Origin of the sequence: Ulvibacterium sp. (assembly GCF_965228935.1) — a bacterium.
In the GTDB taxonomy this organism is placed as follows: domain Bacteria; phylum Bacteroidota; class Bacteroidia; order Flavobacteriales; family Flavobacteriaceae; genus Ulvibacterium.
The window spans coordinates 3,726,590-3,744,115 of sequence record NZ_OZ245846.1 but is presented as its reverse complement, the minus strand read 5'-3'; the positions used below and the strand labels follow the sequence as shown (position 1 = coordinate 3,744,115).

13 protein-coding genes are annotated in these 17,526 nt (G+C 43.5%); 7 read left to right on the top strand and 6 right to left on the bottom strand.

Features of this window, described 5'->3' with window-relative positions; translation table 11 throughout:
• Window positions 1-4: 4 nt before the first annotated feature.
• From ACO06Y_RS15900 to ACO06Y_RS15880, 5 genes are all read right to left on the bottom strand, one after another.
• Complete coding sequence (locus tag ACO06Y_RS15900) at window positions 5-2,404, bottom strand: penicillin acylase family protein (protein WP_422079979.1); 2,400 nt, start codon at window positions 2,402-2,404, stop codon at window positions 5-7.
• A 97-nt stretch (window positions 2,405-2,501) separates the two neighbouring features.
• Entirely contained in the window at window positions 2,502-4,502 is a 2,001-nt protein-coding gene (locus ACO06Y_RS15895; protein WP_422079978.1) for a protein-disulfide reductase DsbD family protein, read from the bottom strand.
• Between the two features lie 144 nt (window positions 4,503-4,646).
• Window positions 4,647-5,909 (bottom strand): tRNA lysidine(34) synthetase TilS, encoded by a 1,263-nt coding sequence (gene tilS, locus ACO06Y_RS15890; protein WP_422079977.1) that lies wholly within the window; start codon window positions 5,907-5,909, stop codon window positions 4,647-4,649.
• Between the two features lie 145 nt (window positions 5,910-6,054).
• Window positions 6,055-7,353, bottom strand: a complete 1,299-nt coding sequence (locus tag ACO06Y_RS15885; protein ID WP_422079976.1) for an anthranilate synthase component I family protein — start codon at window positions 7,351-7,353, stop codon at window positions 6,055-6,057.
• Window positions 7,350-7,889: an NADPH-dependent FMN reductase gene (locus tag ACO06Y_RS15880; protein ID WP_422079975.1), complete on the bottom strand. Its 540-nt coding sequence runs from the start codon at window positions 7,887-7,889 to the stop codon at window positions 7,350-7,352. Before ACO06Y_RS15880 ends, ACO06Y_RS15885 begins: the two co-directional genes overlap by 4 nt.
• A 164-nt stretch (window positions 7,890-8,053) precedes the next feature.
• On the opposite strand from ACO06Y_RS15880, the gene ACO06Y_RS15875 reads away from it, so the two are divergent.
• The 6 genes from ACO06Y_RS15875 to ACO06Y_RS15850 all read left to right on the top strand — a co-directional run bounded on the left by ACO06Y_RS15875 (window position 8,054) and on the right by ACO06Y_RS15850 (window position 14,331).
• Window positions 8,054-9,238 (top strand): acyltransferase family protein, encoded by a 1,185-nt coding sequence (locus ACO06Y_RS15875; protein WP_422079974.1) that lies wholly within the window; start codon window positions 8,054-8,056, stop codon window positions 9,236-9,238.
• A gap of 57 nt (window positions 9,239-9,295) precedes the next feature.
• Window positions 9,296-9,526 (top strand): CDGSH iron-sulfur domain-containing protein, encoded by a 231-nt coding sequence (locus tag ACO06Y_RS15870; protein ID WP_422079973.1) that lies wholly within the window; start codon window positions 9,296-9,298, stop codon window positions 9,524-9,526.
• A 121-nt stretch (window positions 9,527-9,647) separates the two neighbouring features.
• Window positions 9,648-11,411: a serine hydrolase gene (locus ACO06Y_RS15865; RefSeq protein WP_422079972.1), complete on the top strand. Its 1,764-nt coding sequence runs from the start codon at window positions 9,648-9,650 to the stop codon at window positions 11,409-11,411.
• 87 nt (window positions 11,412-11,498) lie between these two features.
• On the top strand, window positions 11,499-12,998 hold the full coding sequence (locus ACO06Y_RS15860; RefSeq protein ID WP_422079971.1) for a DUF5060 domain-containing protein: 1,500 nt from the start codon (window positions 11,499-11,501) through the stop codon (window positions 12,996-12,998).
• A gap of 9 nt (window positions 12,999-13,007) precedes the next feature.
• Window positions 13,008-13,910 (top strand): family 16 glycoside hydrolase, encoded by a 903-nt coding sequence (locus ACO06Y_RS15855; RefSeq protein WP_422079970.1) that lies wholly within the window; start codon window positions 13,008-13,010, stop codon window positions 13,908-13,910.
• Window positions 13,911-13,959: 49 nt separating this feature from the next.
• Complete coding sequence (locus ACO06Y_RS15850; RefSeq protein WP_422079969.1) at window positions 13,960-14,331, top strand: ester cyclase; 372 nt, start codon at window positions 13,960-13,962, stop codon at window positions 14,329-14,331.
• A 31-nt stretch (window positions 14,332-14,362) separates the two neighbouring features.
• Here ACO06Y_RS15850 and lpdA read toward each other — a convergent pair whose 3' ends face one another.
• Window positions 14,363-15,769: a dihydrolipoyl dehydrogenase gene (lpdA, locus tag ACO06Y_RS15845; protein ID WP_422079968.1), complete on the bottom strand. Its 1,407-nt coding sequence runs from the start codon at window positions 15,767-15,769 to the stop codon at window positions 14,363-14,365.
• A 163-nt stretch (window positions 15,770-15,932) separates the two neighbouring features.
• Between lpdA and nhaC the strand changes: the two genes are divergently transcribed.
• The gene (gene nhaC, locus ACO06Y_RS15840) at window positions 15,933-17,420 is read left to right on the top strand and encodes a Na+/H+ antiporter NhaC (RefSeq protein ID WP_422079967.1); all 1,488 of its coding nucleotides are present in this window, start codon (window positions 15,933-15,935) and stop codon (window positions 17,418-17,420) included.
• Window positions 17,421-17,526 lie beyond the last annotated feature (106 nt).

The window sequence follows — 17,526 nt, the reverse complement described above, 5'->3', positions numbered from 1 at the left end:
CGTGTTAATCTTGTGTAGGCTTAAATGTAAGTAAAGATTTTGAAGTTGCTTCTATTTCCTCCCTATTCATCATCATTTTACGGAATTCCCCTCTCACATACATTTCGGCCTGATCCTCATAATAGGGACTAAAGGGATTTCCGGATTGGCCCGTGGGTAGGATACTAATGCTGTTCTCGACATCGGAAAAGTCGATTATCCGGCGAGTGGAAGGTCCCGAAACTACATCATAAAGTTGGGTTTCATCAAAGTTGAATTTCATATTGTTTATCACCTCCCTTGTACCATTTACGGAAAAAGGACCTACATTGAAGAAGGAGCGAAAAATCGCCACCTGGCCAATGGGATGACCATGTTCTACGGTATGAACCTTATTCCATGTCCAGTTTCTTCTGTCGGGGCCAAATTCCCTTTCCAGGGATTCCAAGGCTTGGGCAAAGGATTTTTGTACGATTTCCTTTTTGGTTTCCACAACTTCAGATGTTTCGATATCGTCCCACCAGATGGAGTTTTCTTTTGCGGCCATAGGGGCAATCAATCTTTTGAGGAAATGTGTGGCCAAGACCTGTTGGAACAATTCATCCCCCAATTCATCGGCAAATGTGTTTTTAAGGAAATGATAGATCCATCCGGTATATACGGTGGCTTCTACACTCTTCAAGGGATAATCGCCTGGCCAGGCCACCAAGGCGTCCAACTCCTTTGTCTGTAGGCTATTGAGCTCTTTTAGTTCTAAGGACTTCACCAAATTGTCTACAATCTCAGGATGTACCGGGGATGTGATATCCACAATCATTTTGGCTACCGCTTCCCTGTCCCAATCATTTTTTGGTTCCAGCAATTCAACGATTCGTCGAGCACGATTTTCGGGCAGGTAATACCCGGGATACAACATCCCCGTAATAGAATCGGGCTGATTGTTGGCGGAGTACACATAGTTCCACGGTGGGTTAATCGCCTGGGGATTCTGAGAAAAATCGAGATAATCCTTTTCCACAGGTAACCCGGTAAGCGGTTCATAAATCAACTTGGTCTGGGCGTCCTCCGGAATTTGATACAGCTTAGCCGCTGCCCACCAGGCCACATTTCCTTCGGCATCCCCATACATGATATTGAGACCGGGTGCATGGATGTTGGCCAGTGCAGACTGAAACTCCTGAATATTGGAAGCGTGGGTCATGTCGTACAGGGCGTGCATCACCTTATTGTCCTCCTGGGTATAGATCCAGGACATGCTAATGGGACGCTCCCCGGTTACTTGGTCGGCAATTCCATTGAGTACGGGACCATGAATCGTTTTCTTGAAACTAAAGGACACATCGGAAGAATCCTTCACTTTTATGGTTTTGGAGACCCTTTCATAATCGGACCAACCCTTCGCGATTTTGTACTTTGAACTATCGGTGGGATGCGATTCTTCGTAGTAAAAATCTACGTCATCATTTTCGAACATCGTCATTCCATAGGCCAAATTACGGTCATGCCCCAGAATCGGGAAGGGTATTCCGGCCATATGATAGCCGTACTTTTCATAGGCAGGTGTCACTACATGGGCCTCATACCATACGGCCGGTTGCGCGAAACCAATATGGGGGTCATTGGCGAAAATGACTTTCCCGTTCTTGGTCTTGGAGGGTGAAATCACCCAACCGTTACTGCCTTCAAAAAGCGGAAGTGCTATATTTCCCAAGGCTTTCGAGACCATTGTAGTAATCTCATTCTGCAACGAATCGATTGGAAATCCCGCGTGATTTTTTATCCAAGTGGTTCTTGTATCCACATTGATTTCCAAATCTTCGAGATACTCTGGACCTAGTTTATTTTTTATGTTGGTCAATAATGGATCCGTCTTATGGGCCATGGCAAAGCTAAATGCCATATACCCAACGGTATTATAGATGTCCCTTAAGGAAAACGGTTCCTTTTGAAGCCCGGTGAGATAAAACTCCAAGGGCGTGGGTCCCCTTAAAATAAATTGATTGACCCCTTCCAAATACGCCTGTGCAAGTTGGGCCATTTCACTATCCATATCCAATAGGGCCAGCGTTTCCAATGTGGCATCATCGATTCCCAAGGACAGAAAGAATTGATCGGTTTTAACCAAATCCCTTCCAAAGACCTCGGAAAGACCTCCCCTGCCTACCCTTCGCAACAATTCCATTTGCCATAAGCGATCTTGTGCGTGAACATAGCCCAATGACCTAATGGCATCTTTTTCGGTATTGGCATAGATATGGGGAATCCCATAGGGATCGTAGTATACGTCCACTTCTTCGGAAAGACTTGGAAGTTGCTGCTCTCCTTCATAAGTGGGGGTAAGTGAATTAATGAATATCCCTCCGCATAAAATGAAAATACCCAGGATTGCCAAAAGAATCCAGCCGAGTATTTTAAATCTTCTCATCTGTACTATTTTTACAGTTAAGATAGGGGTATTCGCAACAATAAAAAACACCTTTACCAGTGCTTTTTGTTGCATACATCAAAAGCCGAAATGATTTTTAGAGCTGTGGGGCCTTGGCAATGGCCTTTTTGGATCGTTCAAAATTTTTCAGTCCTTGCCTTAGCCAACTGCGATAGGTATCCTTGTCCGTATATTGCACCGCTATGTTCAATATTTCCAAATCAGGGGTCATTAGTACGTAATACGGTTGGGATGCCGCACTGAAGTTGATCGTTTGAAAGGTACCCCATTTTTGACCTATGGTCTTTATGGATTTCACCCGACCTGAATCGAATTCAAAATTGAACTGTTCCGATACCGGGAGTTCCTTGCGGTCATCCACGTAAAGGGAAATAAGGACATAATCCTCCTTTAACACGGAATAGATATTCGGTTCGCTCCATACTTTTTCTTCCATCCTACGGCAGTTTACACAGGCCCAACCGGTAAAATCCAATAGTATGGGCTTGTTGACCTGTTTGGCATACGAAAGACCTTCTTCAAAATCCTTAAAGCAATCAATGCCCAGGGGACAATCGCTTTCACCGGCCCGTACACTATAAAAATCCGGAGGGGGAAAACCACTTAGCAATCGCAAACTGGAGAAATTGAACAAGCCTAATATCAGATATAAGGAGAAGATGGCGCTTACTACACCTACCCCTTTTCGCAAAGAGGTCAATTGCTGTCTTGGCCCATCATGGGGAAAGCGAAAAATTCCGAAAAGATAAAGTGTCAACAGCAGGAACAGAACCACCCAAATTCCCAGGAAAATCTCTCTCTTAAAAATGCCCCAATTCCCTACCAAATCGGCATTGGAAAGGAACTTAAAGGCCAAGGCCAATTCCAAAAAGCCCAAGACTACCTTCACCGTGGTCATCCAACCTCCTGATTTTGGCAGCGAATGCAACCATGCCGGAAAAAGGGCAAAAAGGGCAAAGGGCAAGACCAGGGCCAATCCAAAACCTAACATTCCTGCTGAAAGGTTGGTGGCTACATCGCCTTCGGCTAAGGTGGTACTACCCAATAATCCGCCTAAAATAGGGCCTGTACAGGAAAAAGAGACTATGGCCAAGGTAACCGCCATAAAGAAAATACCCAAGGCACCGCCCACTTTATTGGAAGCAGAATCCATAGCGTTGGCCCATGAACTCGGTAAGGTCAGTTCATAATACCCAAAGAACGAAAAGGCGAAGAACACAAATATCAGAAAGAGAAAAAGATTGAGCCAAATATTGGTGGCTATGGTGTTCAATATTTGTGAATCGATGGAATCAAAAAGATGAAAAGGTATACTCAGCAAAAAGTAAATCAGGATGATAAAGAAGCCATATAACAACGCGTTGGCTATACCCTTGGATTTTTTTTGGGACTGTTTCGTAAAAAATGAGACCGTAAGCGGTATCATAGGAAATACACAGGGAGTCAACAAAGCGATAAGTCCCCCGAGGAAACCGAGACCAAAAATAGTCCACAATCCTGATTTGGATTCGGAGCTACCAACTTCCGCTGCCCGCAATAATTCCTTGTTCTTTAAGTCAAGGGTAAGGGAAGCCCCCAAGGCCTTGCTTCTTTCGTCTACCGATTTGTTTTCTTTAACTATGGCACTCCCGTCCAATGAAAACGAAAAGTCCTCTTCAGCAGGAATACAAACTTCCTTACATACTTGATACCAGAGGTTTACATCAATTTGGCGAACATCCGGATTTAATAACCGAATTCTTTGGGTAAATACTGCCTTTCCTTTAAAAAAGGTCTCATCGACCTCAAAAATATCGCTGTATTCGGTTATTGTCTCGCTTTCCTCGGTCTCTCCGACAAGTTCATACCCCTTGCCGGCCCCGGCATATTTGAATTCACTTGGGAATGCCCCCCCTTCCGCGGTATGTTGCGAATATACATGCCAGCCTTCATAGATTTTTCCAGCAAACACAAGTTCATATTCGGTATCCGATATTTTGTTGGCTTCATGGGACCAAAGCACAGGATTTTCATCATCCTGGGAAAAGGACAACAAACCATTAAAAACCAATACGATAAGAAGTATGATGTTTTTCATCTATTTAAAATTTTTAAATGTCTGTAAATAAGCTATTTAAAAATTTAGGAATTAATGCAACCACTCGTTGCACTCGTTCTCTCATGAATTTATTTTAATCATTCCACCGTGTGTAGTTTTTGATTAAAAAAATTCATGTTCGTTTCATGTATTGAATTCAATTTTTACAATGTTCTGTGTATCCCCTGAAACTTTAAAACGTTCATCGGCCCTTTTACCCACTACCCAAACAACTGTACCCCTAGAACATAGCAACCATTGCTTTTCTTTGGAAATGGCATCCATTTTTTCATCCTTAAAGAATTTGGACACCTTTTTTCTCCCTTTCATTCCTAATGGATAAAAATAGTCGCCTTTTTGCCATTTCCTTAAGGTCAGTGGATACTTTAACGTTTCTTTGGCCACATATAGTACATTTTTTGGGGTTTCCTTAACACGGGATACTTCGGTTATTTTTAAGTGAATCGGAGTATGAATTTCCTTTACATCCTGTAGAATGGGATACTCCTTGGGATCCTCTTCCCGGATCTCCGCCAACAAAAGGAATTCCCTGTCCTTAAGCAACCTATGGGTCTTGGAGCGCACTTCCTTACCGCTCATGGTCGTAAGTAGGGATTTTACATCGTTCCATTCCGTGAAGCCATACCCATGGAACAGGGCAAATAAATGAGGTTCCAAAGGTTCTAGTTTCAACAAGGAGGGGATGTCGATTTGTATCACTCCATCCTCATATCTAAAAATAGCTGTCCTGATTTGATCGATATATAATTCGGCCAACTGGGAGGTGCCTCTAATATACTGTTGGGTATTTTTGAAGTTTCTCAAAAATGTCGGGTGCAGCTCCTTTAGTTTGGGAACAATTTCATGTCTAATCTTATTCCTAAGATATTTGGTATCCGAATTACTTCCGTCCTCACGCCACAATACATTTTCGATTCTAGCATACTCCAGAATTTGAGATCTGGTGAACGGCAATAACGGTCTTGCCAAGGTATCGGTCTTTTCCGGAATTCCTGTAAGACCATCGATTCCTGTACCCCGGGAAAGATTGATCAAAAAGGTTTCCAAATTATCATCCGCTTGATGTGCCGTTACCAAAATTTTAATATCATTTTCCTGCATTAGTTCCGTAAACCAATTGTAGCGAAGTTCCCGTGCAGCAATTTGAACTGATACTTTATTTTTTTTAACATAATCAGCTGTTTCAAAACAAGTTGAAAAAAAGGTTTTGGACAATTCAAAAGCGAAGTTCCTTACGAATTTTTCATCGGTATCACTTTCCCCGCCCCTTAACTGAAAATTGCAATGCCCTATGACAAAGTCCAATGTGGCATGGTGACATAGATGGGCCAATACCATACTGTCTACCCCCCCACTGCAGGCAAGAAGAAACCGTTCTTCCAACAATTCAGGGAATTTTGTTTCGATATGTTTTTTGAATTCAGCTAACACAAAACAAAGGTAACGGAAAAGTTTGTTGCCAGAAATAAGGAGAAACTTGAGTGAATATGCAGTTCCAATCCGTGATTTGTTTTCGGTGCCCTATAACCGATTATCCTTCCAATACTTCCCGCATGGCCCTCGCCTTTATAAGGCACTCTTCGTATTCACGCTCGGGATCTGCCATTGCGGTAATGGCACTGCCAACCGAAAATGACACATATTCCTTTGTGGCATTGTACAAAATACTTCGTATGACCACATTGAAATCAAAATCGTCCTCGGGGGTAAAATAGCCAACGGCTCCACTGTAAAGGCTTCTTTTAAAGGACTCCAGTTCCTCTATGATTCTCATGGCGGAAATTTTGGGCGCCCCGGTCATACTGCCCATTGGAAAGGTTTCCGTAATGATTTCCACAGGGTTTTTAAAAGGTTCAATCCTTGCAGTAATGGTTGATATCATTTGATGTACCTGTCTGAAGGTGTATACCTTACCAAGTTCTTCTACTGTAACACTTCTTTTTAGCGCGCTTTTGGACATATCGTTCCTGACCAAGTCTACGATCATAACGTTTTCGGCGCGTTCCTTTTTGTCATGGGTCAAGGAAAGTCTCAATTTTTCATCCTCAATCTCGTTTCGGGAACGCCTGGCCGTACCTTTAATAGGCTGGGAGATAATCCGGGTTCCCATTTTTTTAAGATAACGTTCGGGCGAGGCCGAAAGAAGGTACTTGTCGTTTAACTTTAGAAAGACAGAAAAGGGAGCCTTGGAAATAGTGTTTAGCTTTTGATAGGTTCGTAGAGCATCGATTTGAGTTTCCGTGGCATAGAACTCTTGGCAAAAATTGGCCTCATAGATGTCGCCACGATGGATATGGGCCAACATCTTTTCTACCCTTGCAAAATACTCATCCTTAAAAATACGCATGTGTATCCGGATATCCTCTGAATTTTGGGCGACTTCCCGATTCACAAGGTTCCCTCCGGACAGCGATTCGAAATCCTGTTCGATTTCATCCTCCAGCATATTCAGGTACATGAAATCCGCCACGCTTCCTTTCAATCGGATAATTTTCTTGGGCTGAAAAAAAAACAATTCCGGAAAACCCAATCCGTCCGGATTGTTGGAACTTAATTGTTCCACATCATTCTTAAGATCATAGGATAAATAACCGAAGAGCCAATCCTTTGCTTTGGACTGGTATTCCTGTAAATCGCGAAACGCATCCTGGAAATCGCTTTGGATAGAAGTAAAGGCGCCTACGGCCAGTATTGCATCGAAAGAGCTATAAATATCTTCATGGCCATTGCCTTCCAGCCAAACGACCTCCCTAAACTGCTGGGACCAATGCAAAAGGGAGTCCCTAAATTTTTGGATATCCGATACCGTGTAGGAGACCTTTTTTCTCAAGCTTGGATTTTGGATAAGAATTCCGCTACTTTATTTTGATGCGACCGGGCCAGCCCTTCATCCACAATACCTTTATGCTGATCAAAATTGGTATTGAAATTGGGCAGGGAAAAGGTCAATATCTCCGAAGTCCCAAACCGGACCAAAGTTTTCTCCGCAATCTCCAAAGCACCCGCACCCCCTCTTTTCCCTCCCGAAGTGGACATCAACAATAGGGTTTTATCCTGTAAAAATTTGCGTTCCACACGGGAGAGCCAATCAATCAAGTTCTTAAAATAGGCAGATGGATTACCGTTATGCTCGTTAACAGATATTATGAGCCCGTCCGCTTTACCAATATCGTTCTTGAGTTCGACCAAGGAATTGGAAAACTCATTCTCTCTTTCATGGTCAATACTGTACATGGGAAATGGAAAATAGGCCATATTTAGTAATTGAACCTCTCGGTCATCCACCAATGAGGCGGTATATTTTACCAATTGAAAATTAATGGAAGTTGAAGAATTGCTCCCTGCAAATGCCAATATTGTAGCCATTTAAGCGTTTTAATCGTTATTCGACGAAAATAGCGCAAATGCAATTGAATTGCGAGTATTTTACATAATTTTGCAGCGCGAAACATCCAAACCCACTGTTTCACAAGTATATAGGTCGTTGAATCCCTAGTTCGAAGGAAAACCTCAAGACCATCAACCTAAACATGGAAAGAAAGTCCGCCAGATTATATTTTATAGATGCCATGAGGGCATGGGCCATTCTCATGATGCTCCAAGGGCATTTTGTAGATGGTCTTTTGGATATGGGGTTTAGGAACAATTCCGCTGAAGGTTATACTATTTGGAAATATTTTAGGGGCATCACGGCCCCGGTGTTCTTTACAGTATCCGGATTTATCTTCACCTATCTCTTGGTACGGGTTCCGCAAACAGGTTTTAATAATCCAAGGATAAAAAAGGGTGTAAAACGTGGATTGCAATTGTTGCTGATAGGCTATCTGCTCCGCTTGAATTTATTCGGGTTGTTACAAGGCCATATCTATGATGCGTTTTATCTGGTAGATGTATTACACTGCATTGGCCTTTCCATTTTGGGGATTATAGGCCTTTATCTTTTGACATACAGACAAGAAAGGTGGCTATTCCCAGCGGTCTTGGCCACGATTACCGTTTTGTTATTCTTATTTGAGCCTTGGTATAAACAATTCACCTATTCGTTTTTGCCCGATGCCCTGGCCAATTATTTCTCCAAGACCAATGGCTCTGTCTTTACCATTTTTCCCTGGTTCGGTTATACGGCCTTTGGTGGTTTTTTATCCCTGTTGTTTACCCGATTTAGGGACCTTAAATATTTATATCCGACAGCCATCGCAGCGGCCATAGCTATTGGCTCCCTGCTCATTTTTTATTCATCCGATTTCTTTTTTTCAATATCAAAATATACTGATATACAATTATTTGCGGATATTTATTTCAACAATTACTTATTTATACGATTGGGAGATGTTTTTCTGGTATTTGCAGTTTTCATGCTTTTTAGAAGCTTACTGACCCATAAGACCCTGATAAAAATCGGGCAAAGTACATTGTCCATTTATGTAATTCATTTCATTATTCTTTATGGAAGCTTTACGGGCTTGGGCCTATATCGATTTTTTCATCATTCTCTAACACCTCAGGTAGTTATTCCTAGTGCTTTGATCTTTATGATCATTTGTACATATACCGCTTTGCTTTATGAAAGGCATAAAGCAACTTTAAAATCGAACCTGGTTTCCGCTATGGGTTATGTTTGGACCAAGGTAGAACCCCTGTACTTTAGTGCTCATAAAGTAGTCCGAGCCTCCTTAGCCCGACTACTTCGGCTATTTGGATTGGTTAAAAATTAATCCCTCTCTTTTTCCGCTACCGCCCTATTGCGTATTTTCGTCCAAAAACAATTGGATATGAGCGATACAAAATATTCCCCTATTCCCGTAGACCTTGAAGCTGGAAAACGGTATTCCTGGTGCAGTTGTAGCCACAGTAACGAACAACCCTTTTGTGATGGCTCCCATAGGGTCAATAAGGCAACACCGCCTTTGGTCTTTGAAGCTGAAGAGACCGAAGAAGCGTGGCTGTGCACCTGTAAACAGACCAGCACGCCTCCTTTTTGTGATGGCTCCCATAACGGGTAATCCATTTTGGGGTATTCCCGAAGGCGTTGCAGATATGGTAAATGACGTTTGGGTGACACCTAAATGTCATGATAAAACCCGCATGTGATCGCTAGCTTTGCAGTGAACAAATATCGGGATCATGGAAAACAATTCGCTGGCCAAAAATCTAATCTATCAACGCAAGCTAAAAGGGTATTCCCAAGAGGACCTATCCGAAAAGACCAATGTGGCCGTACGAACCATACAGCGCATTGAGAAAGGAAGCACCAATCCACATCTGCAGACCATAAAGCTACTGGCCGCCGCCCTCGAAATTGAAGTTGAAGATCTTCTAGTACTTGAAGACCCCAAAATAGAAAACCTCCAAAAAAAATGGTTATTGCTATTACATGGCACCCCTATTTTGGGCTTGGCATTGCCCTTATGCAATATACTGTTTCCCTTATTTCTTTGGATCCATAAACGGGAGGACAACCCTATATACGATGCACATGGTAGGACGGTCATCAACTTTCAGATTACTATGACCTTGTTGTTCATCTTATCTTTTATAGCACTCATGACTATAGAGGGTTTGGGCTTTTTCTTTTTTATAACAGTAATTCCATATACTATCATCGTTACGATAGTCAATATTGTAACCGTCTTAAACACTCAAAAGTGTTATTACCCCTTGGCCTATCCCTTTTTAAAAAAAGGAAGGGGAAAAAACTCCAAGATCCCTGGGTTTATGATCATTTTTTGTGTTTTTAACCTTATAGGTTGCAACTCCGTAGACCCCCAACAAATATCCCGATTGTCCGGTACCACTATTTCAAGGGACTCCCTGACCGCTAAAATCGAACAACTGATGACCGATGCGCAGGTACATGGTTTGGCAGTTTCCATCTTCAATGGCGATACCGCCATATACCAAAAGACTTTTGGCTATAAGGATTTTAAAAATAAGTTGCCATTGACCGATTCCACCAATATCTATGGTGCCTCTTTGAGCAAAGCGGTTTTTGCGGTTTTGACGTTGGAATTGGTGGAGGAAGGTATTATTGATCTGGATACGCCCCTGGAGTCCTATCTCCCCAAAAAAATACACGAATACCAACCTTTGGCACGATGGCACGATGATTTTTCCGATTTGACCTCGGACACCTTGTATCATAAAATTACCGCTCGTATGTGTTTGGCCCATACCACAGGGCTTCCCAATTGGCGATGGTTTGAGGAAGATCGGAAGCTAAGGGTCAAGTTTGAGCCGGGAAGTCGTTATCAATACTCAGGGGAAGGAATGGTGTACCTACAGGTAATCCTGGAAAAAATCCTTAACAAAGATCTAGAGTCCTTGGCGCAAGAACGCATTTTTAAACCGATTGGTATGAAAAACTCAGGTTATCGGTGGTATGGGCGTTTTGAAAATGATTTTGCCTACGGTCATTCAACGGAAGGACAACTTTATCCCAAGGATACGGACAATGAGCCTCGGGCACCGAGTACCCTGGAGACCAGCGCATGGGATTACACCCGATTTTTGGAAGCCGTATTACAGGAAAAGCTTATTTCCAAAGCATCTTGGGAGGAGTTGTTCAGACCCCAGATCAGAATACGTTCCACAAAACAATTCGGCCCTTTGTCGAACAAGGATACCACACTTTACGATGCGATTCAATTAAGCTATGGGTTGGGTTGGGGCATGTTTAAAACCCCATATGGTTTTGGGGCCTTTAAGGAAGGGCATGGTGATGGATTCCAACATTATTCGGTCATTTTTCCCCAAATTGGAAAAGGAATACTGATAATGACCAACAGCGATAATGGAGAAAGCATCTTTAAGGAACTCTTGGAAGTCGCCCTAAGCGACACCTATACTCCATGGGAATGGGAGAACTACATTCCGTACGATCAAAAGTGAGGATGCCCCAAATCATTTTCGATTATCAAACTTTCAAACCCAAAGTTCAATTCTTTTCTTATATTTTCGTCTACAACGTTGAATACTATGAGAATTGGCACACTGCTCTTTTGGATTCTTTTCTTTTCAGGTTTTCACCTTGAGGCTCAATCCGAGGTAGAAAAATGGGATATTTTCGAATTGCAGCTAAACGGAAAAAAAGAGGGTAATCCGTTTACCGAAATTCAACTAACGGCCAAGTTTTACCATAAACAGGATACGGTTGCGGTTTCGGGGTTTTATGATGGAAATGGTAGCTACAAGCTACGTTTCATGCCAGACAAGGAAGGGGCCTGGCGGTACATCACCGCAAGCAACGACACCCGGCTGCACGAACAAAAAGGTACATTTCAATGTATCCCGCCCAAGAATGGAAATCATGGTCCTGTGGTCGTAAAGGATACTTTTCATTTTGCGTATTCCGATGGAAAACCTTTTTACCCCTTGGGCACCACGGCCTATGGATGGATACAGCAAAACCGGGAAACCCGCGAAAAAACCTTGGAATCACTCAAAAAATCCCCTTTCAATAAAATTCGGGTAGCATTGCTCCCCCATGCGCCTAGCGGTACCGACTATGAGCTGTATCCTTTTGAGGGTAAGGGGAAAGATTGGGATTTTACCCGATTTAATGTGGCCTATTTTGCCCAATACGAGCATTACATCCAAGAAATGCAAAAACTGGGCATCCAGGTAGACTTATTCGTTTTCCATCCCTATGATAAAGGAGTATGGGGATTTGACAAAATGAACAAAAAAGAGCAATACCTGTTTTTAAACTATGTAAATGCCAGATTCGGGGCATTCCGCAACATTTGGTGGTCCATGGCCAATGAGTTCGATTTGATGCTGGAAAGGACAACCGAGGATTGGGACGGGTATTTCCGTTTTTTCCAAGATAACGACCCGTATCATCGTCTACGATCCATTCACAATGCCGCAAAATGGTACGATCATAGCAAGCCATGGGTAACCCATATAAGTGCCCAGAGCGAAGCCTGGTGGAAAAGTACCACCCTCCGGGATACCTTTAAAAAGCCGGTGCTTTTTGATGAATTCTGTTATGAAGGTGACGGGGACAACCGCACGGTGGCCCTCAATGGGGATATGATTCGACATCGGTTTTGGCTGATGACCATACTCGGGGCCTATGCAACACATGGTGAAGCATTCAACCAGCAGGGCACGGGCTACCAATTCTTCCGTCAAGGTGGCAATTTTGAAGGGAGCTCGGCAAAGGAACTCCACGCATTAAAAAAAGTGCTCGATGACATCCCGGGCCACTTAAAGCCCTTGGGGACGGATTGGCGCTTGAATTGGATTCGTGCTGGAGTAGATGAGACGTATTATCTCTATTATTTCGGTGAGTATCAAAATAGCAGTTGGACTTTTACGGAATTGCCGGAAAACCTCAAATACCAGGTGGAGGTAATCGATACCAAGAGCGGGACAACCGTAAAGAAAGATCGTACTTTTGGTATGGGAGATAAGTTGGACCTTCCCGGAAAACCCTATATGGCCGTGGTGCTCCGGCTGGTTTCACTATAAACGATGCTTATGAGGTACCCTAAAACCTTTTTTAAACTCTCCGTACCCCTCTTATTTTTATTGATGAACTTCAGTTGTACGGAAAACAAATGGATTCCAATCTATCAAGGAGAGGATGCAATGGCATTTAAACATTACTTGGGCATTCCGGATTCTTCCGTGCAGGTCCAAGGGCTTAGAAAGGACAGCTTGGGCAACTATGTGGAGGGATTGGGATATAATGATCCCTTGGATGTATTTACCATTGATACCCTGAATGATGAAAAAGTTATTCGAATATCGGGCGAGGTAATCGGCGGATTGATTCTCAAGGATAGTTTGGCCAACTATCACCTCAAATTAAAATTCAAATGGGGCGACCTAAAATGGAAATGGATGGAAGGTCGGCCCAAAGATGGAGGCATTCTGTACCATCAGGGAAAGGTTAGGCACGAATTACAAATCCATGAAGGGGACGTAGGCAGTTACTGGGCAAAGAATGTGATTTTGGATATTCCTGCCGCTCCGACCACGGCCATTCCCAAGGCTATCCAAAAAGCAAAGCCCTACCTTGAGCATTTAGTGAGCACTTTAAAGGATACGATGCTGCTGTTTGACCACAATGCGGGACTACACCACTTTGAGGGTAGGAACGAATGGCAAATCGTAATTGCAAATCCATACAACGAAAGACCCTATGGGGAATGGAATACCTTGGAGCTTATCTGCTGGGAAAATCACGCCGTACATATGATCAATGGAAAGGTAAATATGATTCTCCTCAATTCATTCTATAAGAATGGCGCAACTTTGGAACCTTTGGTTTCGGGCAGGTTAACACTTCAATCCGAAGGCGCCGTTGTTTATTTCAAGGATATTTTTTACAGGGAATTGGAAAAAACGCCCAAGGTTTTATCCCAATATCTGGAATAGAATCCAATTAAATCATAAGTGGTACGAATACCTCAAACAAGACATACAAATGGAAGAAAACAAAAAAAACGCCGTGGCCTTCTATAAAATGGCCTATGAAGGAAACCCGAGAAAAGCGGTAGAATTGTATATAGGCGACACTTACATTCAACACAACCCGGATGTAGCCGATGGTACGGAAGGATTCATTACCTACTTTGAAAGAATGCAGGCGGAATACCCCGATAAGTCCATTGAATTTGTCCGATGTATCGGTGAAGGTGATTTAGTGGCGTTGCATACACATCAGGTTTGGCCCGGAAACGATGAGTATGTGACCATGGATTTTTTTAGATTTGATGCCAACGGGAAAATATGCGAGCACTGGGATGCCATACAACAGATTCCAGTAACCTCAAAAAACCCTAATACAATGTACTAGGGTTCCTATTCAAAATGCGAATTAAAATCACCTAAATATGCAAGGGCCGATCAGCCGTGGCCGCCAAGGCAGCCTCCTTAACGGCTTCCGCATAGGTGGGATGCGCATGGCTCATCCTGGCGATATCCTCGGCCGAAGCACGGAATTCCATAGCCGTTACGGCCTCTGTTATTAAATCCGCACAACGCGCGCCGACCATGTGTACGCCCAATACTTCGTCAGTTTTTGCATCGGCCAAAATCTTTACAAATCCATCGATGTCCATGCTGGCCCTGGCACGCCCTAAGGCACGCATCGGAAATTGGCCGGCTTTGTATTCTACACCGGCTTCCTTCAATTCTTCTTCCGTCTTCCCTACGGCAGCTACCTCTGGCCAGGTATATACCACTCCTGGGATAAGGTTGTAGTCGATATGCGGTTTTTGTCCGGCCAAGATTTCAGCTACCATGGTTCCTTCCTCTTCCGCCTTATGGGCCAACATAGCACCACGGATAACATCCCCTATGGCATAGATATTGGCTACGCTGGTCTGCAAATGTTCATCGACCTCTACCCTGCCCCGGTCATCAAGTTTAACCCCGGCCGCCTCTGCGTTGAGTCCATCTGTGTAGGGTCTTCTTCCCACGGAAACCAGGCAATAATCGCCTTTAAATTCGACCTCCTGTCCTTTTTTGTCATCGGCCTTCACAATCACTTCATTGCCCTTGCGCTCTACCGACTTTACCTTATGGGACAGATAAAACTTGGTCTTTTGTTTTTTCATCACCTTCATCAACTCTTTGGAGAGTGCACCGTCCATAGTAGGGATAATGCGATCCATATATTCTATTACCGAAACCTCGGCTCCTAAACGCTTGTATACCTGGCCTAATTCCAGTCCAATAACGCCGCCTCCTATTATTATCAAATGTTTCGGAATTTCCTTAAGTTTCAAGGCTTCCGTGGACGTAATGATCCGTTCCTTATCAATCTTGATAAAAGGCAAGGTAGACGGTTTGGATCCCGTGGCTATGATGATATGCTTGGCCTCAATGGTTTCAGTTTTTCCATCACTCTTCGCGATAGTAATATGGGTATTGTCCTTAAAGCTACCCAGGCCTTCATAGACATCGATTTTGTTCTTGTCCATTAAAAACTCGATGCCTTTGGTCGTTTGGTCCACCACCCCTTGTTTCCGGGCGATCATCTGTTCCAAGTTTACCTTTACTTCCCCCGGGATATCGATTCCGTGTTCCTTAAAATGTTTGACGGCATCCTCATAATGGTGGCTTGAATCCAAGAGGGCCTTTGAGGGAATACAGCCCACATTGAGGCAGGTCCCGCCCAAAGTTGAATACTTTTCTATAATTGCGGTCTTCATTCCCAATTGTGCGCAGCGAATGGCCGCGACATAACCTCCAGGTCCAGAGCCGATAACGGCCACATCATATGAATTCATATAGTGATTTGCTTTAATTTGAAGTACAAAAATACCACGATTTTTTGGGTTGACCATACCCCGGAAACAGATACTCCAGCACATTTGGAGTTAGTCATCCAGGCCCCTACTTGCATAGCCCTTGGTAAAATCGTAATATTACCTGACCACTCAAACATTAAGTATGAAGGACCCAAAATCCGGTAAACGTCAAAAAGATGCACGAATTCTTGAAAATAAGGAACTTAACATTTGGGAAGCCCTAATTCCGGTTGTGGCCTTGGTAGGCATGTTGGCCTACAATGTCTATGTTTTTGGTGATGATGCACTTAGTGGTTCCAATCAATTTATTCTTTTGTTGGGAGGCGCAGTGGCCGCCATTGTGGGTTTCTTCAATAAGGTTTCCTACAAGACCATGCTTACTGAAGTTGCGGAAAACGTAAAATCCACCACCGGAGCCTTGTTGATTCTTTTAATGGTGGGTGCCCTGGCCGGTACCTGGTTGATCAGCGGGATAATCCCCGCCATGATCTATTATGGATTGCAGATATTGAATCCCACTATATTTTTGGCGGCCTGCGTTATTATTTGCGCTATCATTTCCATTGCCACGGGCAGTAGTTGGACTACAGCTGCTACGGTCGGCATAGCCCTTGTGGGCATTGGGGACGCCTTGGACATTTCCTTGGGAATGACTGCAGGTGCCGTACTTTCCGGGGCCTATTTTGGGGACAAACTTTCGCCCTTGAGCGACACCACCAACCTGGCTCCGGCTATGGCCGGTGGCGAGCTGTTTGACCATATCCGATACATGTTGTTTACCACCGTGCCTACCATAAGCGTCACTTTGATCGTATTTATCATTATAGGGTTTACCTTGGATACCAGTGGAACCGCGGATATCGATTCTATTCTTACCTCTATTGATGCCACGTTTACTATCAATGGATGGTTATTTTTGGTACCCCTGGTGGTCATTTTTCTTATTGTAAAAAAGACCCCGCCCTTGGCGGCCCTATTGATAGGTACGCTTTTAGGTGCTCTTTTTGCACTTTTGTTCCAACCCGAAATAGTGGCCGGGATTACCAATGCAAAGAATCTTTCTTTTCAGTCCGGGTATAAAGGGATTTTAAAGGCGATTACGGTACAGACTTCCGTGCCTACGGACAATCCTGCCCTTAACGATTTATTTTCGGCCAAGGGCATGTCGGGCATGTTGGGTACAATTTGGCTTATCGTTTGTGCCATGGTCTTTGGGGGTATTATGGACGGTATAGGGGCCTTGTCCCGTATCAGTAGTTCGTTATTGGCTATGGCCAAATCCGTTTTTGGGCTTTTTGCCAGCACGGTGGCCAGCTGTCTGGCACTCAATGTGACAGCATCCGATCAATACCTGGCCATTGTCGTTCCCGGGAAAATGTTCGCCAAGGCCTATCGAGATCGGGGATTGGCCCCGGAAAATTTGAGTCGTACCTTAGAGGATTCTGGGACGGTAACTTCGGTCTTGATTCCATGGAACACCTGTGGGGCCTATCATAGTGGAGTACTTGGAGTAAGCGTAGCCGAATATTTCTTTTATGCCATCTTCAATTGGCTGAGTCCTTTTATGACCTTGTTTTTTGCTTTGTTCCGAATAAAGATAAAGCAATTGACCACTTCCTTGGCCCAATAGAATCTCCTTTGGCCCATCTTTTTTGCCTTTGGAAAATTTCAACATTTTCTGTAAATATCGTTTACATTTCATTTCAATATTTCATAATTTCACATCAAATTAAAAT

What these genes read in the sequence shown, in the direction of transcription:
- ACO06Y_RS15900 (WP_422079979.1), bottom strand. Translation starts at nt 2,404, where the DNA reads ATGAGAAGATTTAAAATACTCGGCTGGATTCTTTTGGCAATCCTGGGT.
- ACO06Y_RS15895 (WP_422079978.1), bottom strand. Translation starts at nt 4,502, where the DNA reads ATGAAAAACATCATACTTCTTATCGTATTGGTTTTTAATGGTTTGTTG.
- ACO06Y_RS15880 (WP_422079975.1), bottom strand. Translation starts at nt 7,889, where the DNA reads ATGGCTACAATATTGGCATTTGCAGGGAGCAATTCTTCAACTTCCATT.
- ACO06Y_RS15875 (WP_422079974.1), top strand. Translation starts at nt 8,054, where the DNA reads ATGGAAAGAAAGTCCGCCAGATTATATTTTATAGATGCCATGAGGGCA.
- ACO06Y_RS15870 (WP_422079973.1), top strand. Translation starts at nt 9,296, where the DNA reads ATGAGCGATACAAAATATTCCCCTATTCCCGTAGACCTTGAAGCTGGA.
- ACO06Y_RS15865 (WP_422079972.1), top strand. Translation starts at nt 9,648, where the DNA reads ATGGAAAACAATTCGCTGGCCAAAAATCTAATCTATCAACGCAAGCTA.
- ACO06Y_RS15860 (WP_422079971.1), top strand. Translation starts at nt 11,499, where the DNA reads ATGAGAATTGGCACACTGCTCTTTTGGATTCTTTTCTTTTCAGGTTTT.
- ACO06Y_RS15855 (WP_422079970.1), top strand. Translation starts at nt 13,008, where the DNA reads ATGAGGTACCCTAAAACCTTTTTTAAACTCTCCGTACCCCTCTTATTT.
- ACO06Y_RS15850 (WP_422079969.1), top strand. Translation starts at nt 13,960, where the DNA reads ATGGAAGAAAACAAAAAAAACGCCGTGGCCTTCTATAAAATGGCCTAT.
- lpdA (WP_422079968.1), bottom strand. Translation starts at nt 15,769, where the DNA reads ATGAATTCATATGATGTGGCCGTTATCGGCTCTGGACCTGGAGGTTAT.
- nhaC (WP_422079967.1), top strand. Translation starts at nt 15,933, where the DNA reads ATGAAGGACCCAAAATCCGGTAAACGTCAAAAAGATGCACGAATTCTT.